Source organism: Pantoea dispersa (assembly GCF_014155765.1).
GTDB classification, from domain to species: Bacteria; Pseudomonadota; Gammaproteobacteria; order Enterobacterales; family Enterobacteriaceae; genus Pantoea; species Pantoea dispersa.
The window spans coordinates 88,040-102,766 of sequence record NZ_SCKT01000008.1 but is presented as its reverse complement, the minus strand read 5'-3'; the positions used below and the strand labels follow the sequence as shown (position 1 = coordinate 102,766).

Sequence of the window (14,727 nt, the reverse complement as noted above, 5' to 3'; positions counted from 1 at the left end):
GGATAAAAATAATGAAAAAACAGCTGATAAGTGCCGGTATTCGTCAGGCGTTCCTGCTGGGCGGCGCGCTGGCCTTCTCACAGCCGCTGCTGGCGGCGGAGAGCACCAATCCGGCGTTACAGGCACTGTTCGACCAGGCGGCCTACTGGCATCAGAAAGCGCATGACGATCTGGCGAAAGCCTCGCTGCAAAAAATCCTGATGGTGGAGCCGAACAATACCCAGGCGCTGTATCTGCTGGCGCTCTATTCACAGCAAAGCGGCAGCGCGGCTGATGCGGCACAGTGGCGCGCCCGCCTGAGTGCGGTATCGCCCAACGATCCGCATCTGACGGAGCTGGACAACGCCCGGCAGCTGCAGAGCATACCGCAGGCGCAGCTGTCGCTGGCGCGTCAGCAGGCGCGCAGCGGTAACATCGCCGCCGCGCTGCAAACCTGGCGCAACACCTTCAGCGGCAACGAGCCGCCACCGAGCGTGGCGGCAGAATATTATCTGACCATGGCCGGCGACCGCACGCTGCTGCCCCAGGCGGTGGAGGCGCTGCGGCAGTTTGCCGCTGATCATCCGCAGGATACCGGCGCTCAGCTGGCGCTGGGCAAAGCGCTGACCTATCAGGAAGCGACGCGCCGCCAGGGTATTGATGTGCTGGCCAGCATGGCGGACGGTAATAAAGAGGCCGATCGCTCGCTGCGTCAGGCGCTGCTGTGGCTGGCGCCGCAGGCGTCGGACGCCGCGCTGTACCAGACCTGGCAGCAGCGCCATCCGCAGGACAGCGCCGTGGTGGATTACTACCGCAAAAATGTCGGCGGCGCGGAGAAGGGCGCGGGCTTTAGCGCGCTGAACAGCGGCGACGTCAGCGGTGCGCAGAACAACTTTGAAAAAGTGCTGCAGGCCAACCCGCAGGACGCCGATGCGCTGGCCGGTATGGGCTACGTGGCGCAGCGCGCCGGACGCTACGCCGAAGCCGCCGATTATCTGACGCGCGCCGCACAGCTGGGCGGCGATCAGAGCCAGCAGCGTCAGCAGCAGGCGGCCGACGCCCGCTTTTACGCGCAGCTGGCGAATGCCCAGCAGGCGCTGAAAAACGGTGACAGCGCGCAGGCGCTGGCGCTGAGTGAGCCGCTGACGCAGGCCGAGGGCGAAAAAGGTATATCGGCGAAGCTGTTCCGCGCTGATGTGCTGCGCCGCAGCAATCAGCTGCAGCAGGCGGAGCAAACCTACCGGGCCATTCTGCAGAGCGATGCCGATAACCGCAGCGCCAAAGAGGGGCTGTTTTACGTGCTGCGCCAGCAAAACCGCAGCGCCGAAGCCAATACCCTGCTGGCATCATTGCCCGACAGCGTGCGCCAGAGCGTGGCGCCGCGCGGTAACAGCAGCGATCCGCTGCGTGCGCAGGCAAAACGCGAGCTGGCGGCAGGCAACCGCAGTGCGGCCATCGCCACGCTGAACAGCGCCATTCAGCGCTATCCCAGCGACGGCTGGCTGCGACTCGATCTGGCGCGCATCTACCGCGCGCAGGGCGATAGTTTACTGGCTGCCAACGTCATGCAGCCGACCCTGCGCAGCGGTGCCAGCACCAGCGAGCTGTACGCCGGTGCGCTCAACGCCAGCGAGAGCGGTGCCTGGCAGCAGGCCAGCCAGCTGCTGGCGCGCATTCCCAACGGCAGCAAGAACAGCGAGATGCGCGAACTGGCGCAGCGCGTGAATTTCAATCTGCAAATGGCCACCGCCGATCGCTATCTGGCGCAGGGATCTGACGCGGCGGCGGCCAATACGCTACGCGCGCTGGCCGCCACGCCGCCAGCCAATCCGGTCGATGCCGGTAATCTGGCGCAGAAACTGGCCAAAGCCGGCGATCTCACCACGGCGGTGACGGTGGTGCGCGGCAACATGCAGCGCGGCGTGCAGGGCAACGCCGGTGATTACGCCGCGCAGGTGGCGGTACTGAATCAGGCGGGACTGACGACCGAAGCGCAGAGCTTCCTCAGCAGTCCGGAGCTGCAGGCGCGCAGTACGCCCACGCAGCTGGCCGGTATCCGCAACGGTTATCTCATCAATGAAGTCGATCGCCTGCGCGAGCAGAAGCAGTACGCCGCCGCCTATGACAAGCTGGTGGGTGCGCTGCAGCACGATCCGCAGAACCGCGATCTGATGTTTGCCATGGCGCGTCTGTATCAGTCCGGCAAGATGAACAAAGAAGCGGGCGTGGTGTATGACTATCTGCTGACGCAGGATACGCCCACTCAGGATGCGCGCACTGGCGCTATTGATGTGGCGCTGGCGCAGAACGACATCGACAAAGCGAACACCTTAACCCGCGGCCTGCGCAATGAGCAGACGCCGGATCGCCTGTTACTGCTGGCACGCGTGGCGGAAGCCAACGGCGAGCACAGTCAGGCGATGAGCTACCTGCGCAGCGCGCGCGGCCAGCTGATTGGTCTGCAGGGCGCACAGAGCGGCAGCGTGCCGACCGTTGGCGGTCTGGCGCTGGCGGACAATCCGTTTATCAACCGCAGCACCTCGCCGGTGTCCGGTTCGCCTTCCAGCTATGGCACGGTAATGCCGTGGCAAACGGCACCGGCCACCAGCAGCAGCGCGCAGGACGTCACGCTGGCGAGCACCACGCCGGAGGTCCGGCAGAGCCAGACGCTGCGCCAGATTGACGAGATGATGGACAATCTGCAGGAGAAAACCGGCACCTGGGTACAGGGGCAGATGCAGGTGCGCGGACGCGACGGCGAATCGGGGCTCAGCAAGCTGACCGAAGCCAAAGCGCCGCTGACCTTCTCGACCGTGCCGTTCGGCGAGTCGCGCTTCGACTTTACGATGACGCCGGTGTCGCTCACCGCTGGCAGTGCGGCCGGTGATGCGTGGCGTCGCTTCGGCAGCAACGCGCTGGTGCAGGGCAATGTGGTGGCATCCGGCGCGGCGAAAATAGACGACACGCCGTCTTCGTCGACCGATTCGCAAAAGGCCACCGGCGTGGAACTGAATATGGCGCTGAAGGGCGACAGCTACAAAATCGACCTCGGCAGCACGCCGCTCGGCCAGGATCTCAGTACGCTGGTGGGCGGCGTGCAGTGGTCGCCGAAGCTGACCGATTTCCTGACGCTGATCCTCACCGGTGAACGCCGCGCCATGACCGACAGCCTGCTGTCGTACGTTGGCGTGGAGGACAAGACCAGCGGCAAGCGCTGGGGGCGCGTCACCAAAAACGGCGGCAACGCCATGCTGAGCTTCGATAACGGCGACGCGGGTTTCTACGTCGGCGGCGGCGCTTACAGCTATCTGGGCGAGAACGTGGCGAGCAACAACAGCGTGCAGGCCACGGCGGGCGCTTACGTGCGGCCTTACCACTACGACGACCGCGAGCTGAAGGTCGGCATGAGCCTGTCGTGGATGGATTTCTCCAAAAACCTGAGTTACTTCAGCTACGGTCAGGGCGGCTATTTCAGTCCGCAGAATTATGCCGCGGTGTCGTTCCCTGTCGACTTCAGCCGCAAGTTTGATGACCTGAAAGTCAACGTTGGCGGTTCGGTCGGCTATCAGTCGTACAGCCAGGACAAGAGCGCGTATTTCCCCAACGATCCGTCGCTGCAGTCCCAGCTGCAAAGCCTCGCCGATCAGGGCTTTGTCAAAAGCGCCTACTACAGCGGTGAGAGCAAAAACGGCATCGGCTATAACCTGCACGCCGGTGCCGATTATAAGATTAATAAAGACGTCACCATCGGCGGCCAGCTCGGCTATGACACCTTTGGCGATTACAACGAAAGCACAGCCAATCTGTACTTCCGTTATCTGTTTGGAGACAACTAATGAGTGAGCAACCGGGCGCACGCATCAGCCATCCGTATCAGCCGGGCTGGTTTGATCTGGTCAGCGTGATGATTGAGAGCATGCTGGACAACGCTGGCGCGGAGGCGGAAGCCTTCCTCAACGGCGTGGGCGAATTGCTGGCAACGCGCTATCCTTTGCCGGAGGCGCGCACCGTGCAGGATCTGGAGCGCGAAATTAATCTCCAGCTGGCACGCTTTAACTGGGGCTTTGTTCAGCTGCAGCCGCAGCAGAACGCGATTATGCTTGAGCACCATGCCCTGCCGCAGGGCGACAGCCAGCTTGATGCAGAACGCTGGCAGCTGGCGCTGAGCGCAGTGCTGGCCGGCGTGTACGCGCAGTGGCTACGTGCGCAGGGTGGTAGCGCGGCGGTACCGCTGACGCTGGAAAAAATCGACGGCGGCACGCTGCATTATCGATACCAATAGGAAGCTGTGATGAGAGTGATGCGGTTCTGGCGTCAGTGGATGCTGTGTTTCATGGTGATATTTTTCAGTGCTCAGGCGGCCGCCGATGGCTGGAGCAGTTACAAAAGCCGCTTTATGAGCAGCGACGGCCGCATCAGCGATACGGCCAACAACAACGTCAGCCACACCGAAGGTCAGGGCTACGGCATGCTGCTGGCGGTGGCGTATAACGATCGCGCCACCTTTGATTTGCTGTGGCAGTGGACGCGTACCCATCTGCGCAATCCGCAGAATGACCTGTTCTACTGGCGCTATACGCCGGGCGCAGCCGATCCCATCGCCGATAAGAATGATGCCTCGGACGGGGATGTGCTGATCGCCTGGGCGCTGCAGCGCGCGGCACAGAAGTGGGGCGGTGATTATCAGCAGGCGTCGGATCGCATTCAGCGCGCGGTCATCAAGCTAACGGTGATCGACTACGCCGGCCGCAAGGTGATGTTGCCGGGCGCGCAGGGCTTCGATAAAACCAGCTATGTGGTGCTTAACCCTTCCTATTTCCTGTTCGCCGCATGGCAGGAGTTTGCGCAGCACAGCCATCTGCGCGTGTGGAACACGCTGATTGATGATAGCCTTGCGCTGCTGGGCGACATGCAGTTTGGCAAAACCGGCCTGCCGCTGGACTGGGTGGCGCTGAACGCCGATGGCTCCGTCGCGCCGGCGGTCGGCTATTCCAACCGCTTCAGCTATGACGCGATTCGTATTCCGCTGAATATCTGGTGGTACGATCCGCAAAGCCTGCGGCTGGTGCCCTTCCAGCGCGTCTGGCAGGGCTACGCGCGCGACACCACGCCAGCGTGGTTTGATGTGCTGGCCAATACCCCGGCACCTTACAATATGGAAGGTGGCCTGACCGCGGTGCGCGACCTGACGCTCAACCAAACCGGCTACCTCAGCGACCGCTTAGCGCCGGAGCAAAACTATTTCTCCGCCAGCCTGCAACTGCTGACCTGGCTGGCTTATCAGGAGAAGCGATAGCCGAACGCTACCTGCACCCGTCGGGATTTATACCGGAGCGCATCAAAGCGCACCCTGTAAAAACCACGCAACTATCTTGTAGGGTCGCCATTTATGGCGACCTTTTCATTTTCGTGTGCTTATTTAAAATCCGCATACGGTTCCAGTGGCTGTGGTGGCATATCCATGTCGCCGTTCCAGCCGGCCATTGAGTAGCGCACATACAGCAGCCCGTGGCTTGGGGTGTAATCTTTCGCCTGCTGAATGTCCATGGCCAAACCCAGCGACCAGTGCGGCGTGATGCGCCGCTCTATCAACGCCTGCAAGGTATAGCCGAAACCGCGTCCGGAACTGCTGTCCGATGACGGATTGCTGGCCAGCGTAAAGCCGGGATTCACCGGGTAGCGCGCCTGAGCGTCGGTGGTTGACTGTGACCACGACACCGAGCCGCCGAGTTCATACGACCAGTTTTCCGTGCGCTGACGCCAGGTCAGCGGCACCGCCAGCGAGAAGTAGCGCTGCGGGCTGTAATAGCCGCCCTGGCCAAAGGTGTAGTCGCTCAAATCTTTCTGATAGTGCCACAGCATACTGTTCAGGCCGATGGTGGCGCGCTGGTTGTCGCTATTGATCAGCTTGTAGTAATAGCCTGCCATCAGCCGTTCGCGGCTGTTGTCCGCCACGTTTTCACCGCTGATTTGATGGGCGCTGAGATCGGCCCACACCCCGTGCGCGCCGCCCCGATCGTAACTCAGGCCGATGCCGCCGCCGGTCGCGACGACGCCGCCCCAGTTTTTGCCGCCGTTAGTGGCCGGATCGCGCGCGCCGGCGTAAGCCAGCAGCGAACTGGAGATTGGGCGACGTGAAGCGGTAAAGGTCACCCCGAGATCGTCGATGTCAGTTTTCCAGCTTACGCCGCCGACCCAGTTAGTGACGGTAAAACCGAGCGGCGTGGTGCCGATATCGGCTGACCAGCGATCGTTGTGCCAGCCGACGCCCAGCGCGGTGCCTTCGTCCCGCTGGGTGAAATCGCGCCGGCAGCCCCCGGCGTTGGCGTCGTTACAGCTGCCGAACTGTTCACTATGGCTGCCATCAGTGGTGGAAAATGTTCCGGCAGAAACCTGTACGTGATCAACGCGCACAAAGCTGCGGCCATCGGCCAGCGGGGTTTCCGCCTGCAGCATGGTGGTATGGGCGGTAAAGTCAGAGGTGCCACCGTTGCCCTTATCGCGCGAGTAGTCCTGTTCCAGCGTCACAGTGGTGTCCTGCTGGCGATACAGGTCAGCGGCGTCGCTGCGGATGCTGCGCTTCAGCCAGTCGTCCTGTGCCTGCGTGCGCGTCAGCCGGGTATAGCGGGCGTTATCGTCTGGCAGCGCAGGGGTGATGCCGCTGGCGACCATCGCCGCGCGGTAATCCTGCTGTGCCAGCGCGGGCTGGCGCTGCTGTCTCTCCAGCCGCGCGGCATCACGCAGCACCAGCGCTTTTTCCTGTGACGGCGCGACGGCGGCGGCGCGGGTTTTCAGCGCGCTGAACAGCTGCTGCGCTTTGCTGGTATCGCCGCTGTTTTGCCAGGCGAGTGCCACGCGCCGGCCGCTGTTCAGGCTCTGCTGCGCCACGCTGTCCGGCAGGCTGTGCAGCGCTGCGCGCGCTTCGGTGGTGCGCTGCAGCGCCAGCAGCGCCTCGATGCGGCCGAGCGCGGCATCGTTGTTGCTGGCGTCCTGCTGCAGCACCTGCTGATAACCGGCCAGCGCTGTTGTGGCATCGCCCCGCTCCAGCGCCCAGTCGGCCAGCGTAATGTCGCGGCGCGGCGAGGCCGGCTGCTGTTGCAGCAAGCGGATGGCGGCGGCTTCATCACCGCGGGCGCGTAGCTCCCCGGCACGCCCGAACGCCTGGTTTTGCGCCAGGCGGTCCGCCAGTTCATGCATGTTGCTGTCCCAGCGGGCGGTGGGTAAACGGTGCAGCGTGGCCAGCGCGGCGGCATCGTCGTCGCCGGATGACTGCCACAGTGCCGTGGCATACAGCGCGGCTGGCTGCTGCGGCTGCTGGCGCACCATCGCGGCCATTACCGCCGCGCCTGCCTGGTTGTCACCGCTGCTGCGTAGCGCATTGGCCAGCCGCCAGGCCAGCCAGACATCATCCGGTCGCGCCTGAGCCCGCTCACGGTATTTCGCTACCGCCTGCGGCCATTGCTGCTGCTGCGCCAGCGTATCTGCGTCGGCCAGCAGGCTCTCAATACGTAAATTGCTCAGGCGCTGCTGCGCCGTGCCGTTACTGCGGTCAAGGCGCAGCGCCTGCTGCCAGTACTGCCGGGCTAACGCGCTGTTTTTACGCGCCTGCGCCACATCACCGAGGCCGATGAGCGCCCAGCTGTCATTGCTGTCGATGGCCTGCGCGCTGCGGTACTGCCGCTCAGCGCCGGATAAATCACCCTGCTTCAGCGCCGCGTCGCCGCTGTCGATGGCCAGCCAGTAACGATTGGTCTGTAGCAGGGACTGCCACTTGCCGATTTGCGTGCTGGCCTGGCCCGCCTGAATCGCTTTCTGTAGCCAGCTGATGGCGGCGGAACGGTGACCGGCACGCGCCTGCGCCTGGCCCATGGCACCGAGCAGTTCGGCGTCGTCCGGATTGGCCTTCAGCGCCGCCTGTAATGCGCCGATTGCCGCCGCGCCGCCGCCAGCCTCGACCAGCGCCAGGCCGCGCATGCGCTGGCGGAAGGCCGGATCGGCCAGCATTTTTTGCTGACGCGCCAGCTCATCCGCTCCGCGCTGTTGCGCATCGCCGCTGGTGAACACCTGCAGATACTGCTGCAGGCTGGCAACGCTGCGCTCGCTTACCGGCTGGTTCTGGATCTGCTGCAGCCACAGTTCAGACGCGGCATCGCGGCCGCCGTCGCGGTTGGCCAGCTGACGCAGCTGGGTCACCGCCTGATCCGGCTGATTATTATCAAACGCCATGCGCGCCAGCTGTAGCTCGACGCCGATATTGCCCGGATAACGCTGCTCCAGCGCCTGCAACTGACGCCAGGCGAGCGGCTGCTGGCCCGGCAGGCGCGCCACCAGTCGCCAGTACTCCAGTTCGGTGTTTACATCGGGAAAGACGCCGTGAAACAGCGCATCCCACGCTGCTTTGGCCTCCGGCAGCCGTCCGGCGGTGGCCAGCAGCCGCGCCTGCTGCAACTGCTGACGTCCTTCGGGGCTCATCAGGCGCAAACCTGCCGCAGATTCGCGTGTGGCGGCGTCATCCGGTGCAGCCTTTTGCAGTGCATCGAACAGCTGCTGAGCTTTGGCCTGATCGCCCTGACGCAGCGCCATACGAATGCGTGCCGCCAGCACCTGCGGGTTATCCGGATCGATTTTTTCCAGCCGGTACAGCGACTGCTGCACCAAATCGTATTTGTTGGTGGATTCGCCGGTACGAATCTGCATCAGCAGCCACGCCACCGGCGCCACCTGCGGACCGGGTGCGGCCGCCACGCTGCCGGCCAGCGCACTGGCGATCAGCAGCGCAAGCGGTAACTTATTCATCGTCATCCAGCTCAGCCAGGCGACGACGGCTCACCATGCGCATCAGGCGCCAGGCCATCAGGGCGAACAGGATCACCACCAGCACGGCACATATCGCCAGCCATACCGGATGGGTGGCCAGCAGATTCCACAGCCGCTCCCACCACGGCAGATGCCCGACAAAGTAGGTATCGCCCACGCGCACGCTGTTGACGCCGGACTCCCGGACGATGCTGACGGAACCGAACATCGCCGCGCGTTTGCCGCTGTCGCGCAGCGCTGCATTCAGCAAATCCCAGCCGCGCGGGCTGTCAGCCAGCAGCGCCACCACGCTGCGCTGATCGTGGAACGGCGACTGGAAGCCAACCAGGGCGCCGAGCGGACCGCGCGAACTGATGCCGGTCTGGCTTTCGGCAGTGCGCTCGCTGGCTGACAGTGGCACGTTGGGCGCGCTGCCCGGGCGCGATGGCATGTTGAGGGTGCTGCGCGTGCGATCCACCAGCAGATTGATCGCCGTGTCCGCCTGCAGATCCGGCGGAATGCTGCCGATCAGCAGCAGATCGGCATCGTGGTCTTTGGCGTTGCGCCAGTCATCGCTCATCTGCACGCGCAGTGCCGGATAGCCGGTCTGGGCGCCGATCGCCCCCAGCGCGTCAAGCAGCGTACTGACTTCGCCGCTCTCCGGTTTTGCCGGTACCAGCACCAGGGTTTGCGCCAGATCGGCGAAGCGGCTGAACGGGAAGCCAGCGCTGGCAAACGCGCCGAGCGAAGGCATTTCGATGTAGTGACGATAGCCGGAGAAATCGATGCTGGAGCGATCGTCGATCACCGCATGATGCGCGACGGGGGTGACGGTTTCACAGCGGCCATCGGCAGTGCCGCCGATAAAGGTATTGGCGTAGTCAAAATCAAAGCGCAGCTGGTTCACCACACCGAGACGCAGTGCCGGAATGGTCAGCTGACGGCTGTTGTCCTGCAGGCCCTGCATCAGCGGAATGCGCATCAGCTGCTGGCCCGCGCCATCTTTACTGGTCAGCGGATAATCCTGCATGAACTGGTTATTGAGATGCACCGCCAGCCGTGAGCCGTCCTGCTGCACCGGTGAGGTGTAGCGATAGATCAGGTCCATATCAATGCCGCGTGCGCGCACCAGGAACAGATCCGGCGGCAGGTTGAGCGTCAGGCTAATCGGGTTGGGTTGCAGGCCATCGGCCTGCAGCTGGTTCTGATACTGCGTCAGTTCACCAAAGGTGGTACGGCGATCGGTGCGTACCCAGTTTGGCGCATCGTACGGCTGGCGCGGGGCCAGCAGTTTCACGCTGTCGATGGTGGCGCGCTCGCCGCGCAGTAGCAGTTCACCCTGCACAATGCCCTCTACTGCAGTAATCAGATCGTTATCGTCGCGGCCGAGAATCAGCAGCATCTTCTGATAGGGATTGTCCGGCTGGCTGACCATTTCCACGGTGGGTTTGTCCACCGGCGGCAGCGTTTGCAGGAAGTCAGGCCGGCGATCGTTGGTAGCGAACACCACTGCATGCTGCCCTTCCGGCAGCTGGTTATACAGCACCGGGAAGGACTGGCCGCGCCACTGCGCCTGGCTACCGAACCACGAGGCCAGCAGGCCTGCCGCACGCTGTTGCTGCACATCCGGCTGGCCGCTGAACACCATAGGCAGCTGCAGCGGCCGGTTGTCGCGCGCGTCAAAGAATGGCTCCGGGAAATGGGAGAGATCGTTTTTCAGCGGCAGCTTCTGCAGCGTCAGGTCCAGTTTGCTCGCTTTACCGATATCCAGCCAGATGGTGCTGTTGGCCGGATTTTCACACACGTTGGCGTAATGGCCGACCAGTTCCAGGCGGATGCGGTTGAAGTCGCTAATGTAGCGCGGGTCGATCTCCAGCTGCGTCTGGTTCTCTTTGCCGAGCTGATCGGCGGTGACGGTGACCAGTCCCACCAGTTCATCGTTGAGATACACCTTGAGCTGCGACTGCGTCGGCAGCAGCGCCGGCGAAGGCCGGTAGTTGAGCGTCAGCAGCGCGCGCGTGACCACTTCGTCGCTGCGCACGCCGAACTCAATCTGGCTGGTGGGGACGGTGCCGCGCAGCGTCATGCTACCCGGCGGCGGTGCCACCTGGGTAAACAGCAGCTGGCTATCGCGCAGCGGGGCGCTGGCATCGAGCGGTTGGTTCACGTCGGACAGCGGCGCAGAGGTTGCCGCAGGCGGTGCATCAGGAAGTGCCGCCGGAAGTGCCGCCTGCGCCAGAGATGCCGTGCCCAGCAGCAGGGCGGTGAACCAACTCAGTTTTCTCGTCATGGTCATATCATCAGCTTAGGTAAAATCAGTGTTGAGCGTTGCCGGTCGCGGACGGACGCTATGCGGCAACAGCGTTGCCAGCCAGTGCAGTCCGGCGGTCAGGCCACGGAACAGGCGGCGCAGCGGTGCCGGACCATACTCCGCCAGCCGCAAATAGCCTTTGAAGCCGAGCAGCATAATGTCCGCCAGGCTCTGCACCGGTTTATCCTCCGGAAAACCGTCCTGCCACAGCGCCCAGGTATCGGCGCGCGCAAAGGTGCACTGAATAAATTCGATGTGCTGGCGGGTGGAGAGCTGGTGCAGGCGGATACCTGCGCGGCGGCCAAATACGCGCTGCACCTAGCACGGAAAACTGAACTCCTGCTGTCCGCGCCGCAGCAGCAGCGAGACGCTTTCGTTCTCGCGCAGTGCATCCGGCTCGCGCAGTTCGACGCCCACGCCGCCGTCAGAGTAGTCGCGCAGCGTGCACGGCAGCATATGACCATCGGCGCGTGCCAGCGCCGCCGGCATGGCGATCTCCACGCGGTGCGCTTCACGGATTTGACGCGCTTCCACCGACACGGCCACCGCGCCGCCGAGAATAATCATGTTGTAAACCACCCACACCAGACTGACCCAGATGGTGAGCAGCTCATTGGCCGGGCCATGCGCCATGCGCCAGAAGCCCATGCCGATACCGGCAATGTTCAGCAGCACCAGCAGCATGTAGGGTTTGGTGATCACCCAGTCGAGATGACGCTCTTCTACCAGGCCCCCTTTGGCGGTCACGTTGAATTTGCCTTTGTGCGGATTAAACAGCGCGACCGTGGTGGGGCGGGCGATATACCAGGCGAGCACGGTTTCATACACCTCGCTCCAGAACGAGTGGCGCCAGCGCCCCTGGATGCGCGAGTTGGTCAGGCTGGTATGCACCATGTGCGGCAGCACGTAGATGGCGATGGCCAGCGCGGGCGCATAGATGATGTAGGCATGGCACAGCAGAAACGCCAGCGGCGCCAGCAGAAAGATCAGCCGGGGAATACCGGCAAGAAAGTGCAGCATGGCATTGGCGTAACACAGCCGCTGTACCAGCTTCAGCCCTTTGCCAAACAGCGGATTATCGAGACGGAAGATCTGCACCATGCCGCGCGCCCAGCGGATGCGCTGGCCAATATGCGCTGACAGACTTTCGGTCGCCAGCCCGGCAGCCTGAGGAATGCGGATGTAGGCCGAGGTGTATCCGCGGCGGTGCAGTCGCAGCGAGGTGTGTGCATCTTCGGTTACCGTCTCTACCGCGATACCGCCAATCTCATCCAGCGCGCTGCGGCGCAGCACTGCGCAGGAGCCGCAGAAAAAGGCGGCATCCCAGGTGTCGTTACCATCCTGCACCAGACCGTAAAACAGCGAGCCTTCATTCGGCGTCTGGCGGAAGCGGCCGAGGTTGCGCTCAAACGGATCCGGTGAGAAGAAGTGGTGCGGCGTCTGCAGCATGCCCAGCCGGTGATCTTTCAGGAACCAGCCCATGGTGAGCTGCAGGAACGAGCGCGTCGGCACGTGGTCGCAGTCAAAAATCGCCACGTATTCGCTGCGGCAGGTGGTTTTCAGCGCATGGTTGATGTTGCCGGCCTTGGCGTGTTCGTGGCTGGGGCGCACCACGTAATTGACGCCTACGCTGGCAGCAAACTCGCGGAACTCCTCGCGCGTGCCGTCATCAAGAATATAGATGTTGAGTTTATCCTGCGGCCAGTCGATGCCCAGCGCAGCATAGATGGTGGGTTTGACCACGCTGAGCGGCTCGTTGTAGGTCGGCACCAGAATATCGACGCTGGGCCAGCTGGCGATCTCCGGCGGCATAGAGACCGGCTGGCGGTTGAGCGGCCACAGCGTCTGGAAATAGCCCAGCACCAGTACTGTCCACGCGTAGGTTTCCGCGCCAATCAGCAGCAGGCCAAACGTCAGGCTGAGCGGATCGTCCCAGTTAAGGGTTTCCGTATAGCGCCACCACAGATAGCGGCAGGAGATGGTGAGCGACAGCACGATCAGCATGATGGTCACCAGCCGGCCCGGCATACGGCGCACCAGCATGGCCAGCGCCCACAGCAGCAGCACAAACACAAACTGCGTGGTGATATCAAACGGCTGCGAGATGCACAGCAGCGCCAGCAGGCTGGCGGCGATCGCCACTACGATGAACAGCAGCTGACGCACGCGCCGTGGCAGGCGCTGCAGCCAGCGTTCGCTGCGCTGCGGCACGCCGCTGTGCTCCAGCCGCGCCGGCAGCTGCGCCAGCCATTGATACAGCTGCTGGCGCCAGCGGAACAGCGAGCCAAAGGCGTTAAAACGTTTACGCTCGCTGCGCGCGCTGCCGTCCAGCGGCAGCATGATAAGCAGCCACAGGCTCTGGAGTGCATAGCGCACAATATCGAGCGGACGCGGACGCAGCGGAGAGATATGCGGGAAGTAGCGCTGACGCTGCTGCAGCACGCGCCGCCACGCCGGCGTTTCCAGCCGCAGCAGCGACCAGGCGAGCACGCACCACAGCAGATGCAGCGCGACCGTTAACCGCCCGGCGCCGTGCTGACGCGCCAGGTGCGCGCGCTGCTGCAATGCCTGCGAGGCCTGCGGCACCAGCAGCCAGCGCAGCGCATTCATGCGCCACCTCCGGCAACATGCAGCAGCAGCCAGTTGGCCAGCGTATTGATCTCTTCACTGGCCAGCGCATGCGGACGCCAGGCGCCCACTGGCTGTTTCATCATCAGCGCTTCTGCCAGCGCTTCATCGCGATGAATCATCTGTGGAATCAGGTTCTTAAGCGAGCGCAGCCACAGCTGATGCAGATCCTGCTGCAGCTGGCTATTGGCGTTGAACTGGTTAATCAGAAACAGCGTCTGCGGCGAAAAGTGCGCGCGGTGCAGGCGCAGCTGGCAGTTGGCATCCAGCGTTAACAGCTGAAGCAGCCGATCGGCGGCCGGGATGAACGCCTGCTGCCACGGCAGCAGATCCGCCGGAAGGTCGAAAATAATCCACTGATAGCGCTGTTTCAGGGCCGGCAAAGCCTTAAGCAGCGGTTGTGCAATTTCCGCTGTCGCTGCGGTTAAGGATAAGGTCTGCTGATGCGTGAGCGTGCCAGACGGCAGGAAATCCAGCCCCGGCTGATAGCGCAGCGCGCTGTGCTGCCACGGCTGGTTATCCAGCTGCGCACGCAGCCAGCCGTGCGGCGTGTCGAGCGGCAGATTAAAGTGGGCCGCCAGTTGGTTGGCTGGCGAAAGGTCGATAAGCAGCACCGACTGCTGCAGCGCGTTTAGCGCCCAGCCCAGCGCGGCACTGAGTGCCGTCGCGCCGCACCCGCCGCGCAGCCCCTGTAAGGCGAGAACCGGCATTAGCGTGGTGACTCCGGTCCCTGCGTGCATTCCTGCAACAACGGCCAGCGCGACAGCAACTGTTGCAGACGCGCTTCACGGGCAATATCAATATAGCGAAACGCCTTCAGTGAAAAGGCGTCACTCAGGGCGTTAATATCATCCTGATCTTCGCTGCCGACAGCGATCAGTGAAAAAGCATTTTCAGTTTTCATTACTTTTTGCCACCAAAGAAACGACAACGGATAAAGAGGGGTGATATTTTTCTTGTCGCGTATAAAACCGCAGCCAGCGATTTCTGACCCGGCAAAGTCAAACAGTCTG

Annotated in this window: 7 protein-coding genes and 1 pseudogene; 3 read left to right on the top strand and 5 right to left on the bottom strand. The window is 63.1% G+C overall.

Features of this window, described 5'->3' with window-relative positions; translation table 11 throughout:
- The first annotated feature begins 11 nt into the window (after positions 1–11).
- The 3 genes from H7K56_RS19120 to H7K56_RS19110 are packed head-to-tail and all read left to right on the top strand — an operon-like array spanning position 12 to position 5,275.
- Positions 12–3,815 carry a cellulose biosynthesis protein BcsC gene (locus tag H7K56_RS19120; protein ID WP_150360977.1) on the top strand — a complete coding sequence of 1,268 codons (3,804 nt, stop codon included), beginning with the start codon at positions 12–14 and terminating at the stop codon, positions 3,813–3,815.
- Complete coding sequence (gene bcsD / locus H7K56_RS19115; RefSeq protein ID WP_058758083.1) at positions 3,815–4,261, top strand: cellulose biosynthesis protein BcsD; 447 nt, start codon at positions 3,815–3,817, stop codon at positions 4,259–4,261. The genes H7K56_RS19120 and bcsD overlap by 1 nt, the downstream gene beginning before the upstream one ends.
- A gap of 9 nt (positions 4,262–4,270) precedes the next feature.
- On the top strand, positions 4,271–5,275 hold the full coding sequence (locus H7K56_RS19110; protein ID WP_150360976.1) for a family 8 glycosyl hydrolase: 1,005 nt from the start codon (positions 4,271–4,273) through the stop codon (positions 5,273–5,275).
- Between the two features lie 119 nt (positions 5,276–5,394).
- Here the strand turns inward: H7K56_RS19110 and bcsC are convergent, their stop codons facing one another.
- From bcsC to bcsR, 5 genes and pseudogenes are all read right to left on the bottom strand, one after another.
- Entirely contained in the window at positions 5,395–8,775 is a 3,381-nt protein-coding gene (bcsC, locus tag H7K56_RS19105; protein WP_182689041.1) for a cellulose synthase complex outer membrane protein BcsC, read from the bottom strand.
- Complete coding sequence (bcsB, locus tag H7K56_RS19100) at positions 8,768–11,065, bottom strand: cellulose biosynthesis cyclic di-GMP-binding regulatory protein BcsB (RefSeq protein WP_170264779.1); 2,298 nt, start codon at positions 11,063–11,065, stop codon at positions 8,768–8,770. The genes bcsC and bcsB overlap by 8 nt, the downstream gene beginning before the upstream one ends.
- Positions 11,066–11,080: 15 nt before the next feature.
- Positions 11,081–13,696: pseudogene (gene bcsA / locus H7K56_RS19095) on the bottom strand (UDP-forming cellulose synthase catalytic subunit).
- A complete protein-coding gene (gene bcsQ / locus H7K56_RS19090) occupies positions 13,693–14,424 on the bottom strand; it encodes a cellulose biosynthesis protein BcsQ (protein WP_150361915.1) in 732 nt (243 codons plus the stop codon). Before bcsQ ends, bcsA begins: the two are co-directional and overlap by 4 nt.
- Complete coding sequence (gene bcsR, locus H7K56_RS19085) at positions 14,424–14,618, bottom strand: cellulose biosynthesis protein BcsR (RefSeq protein WP_021507005.1); 195 nt, start codon at positions 14,616–14,618, stop codon at positions 14,424–14,426. Before bcsR ends, bcsQ begins: the two co-directional genes overlap by 1 nt.
- Positions 14,619–14,727 lie beyond the last annotated feature (109 nt).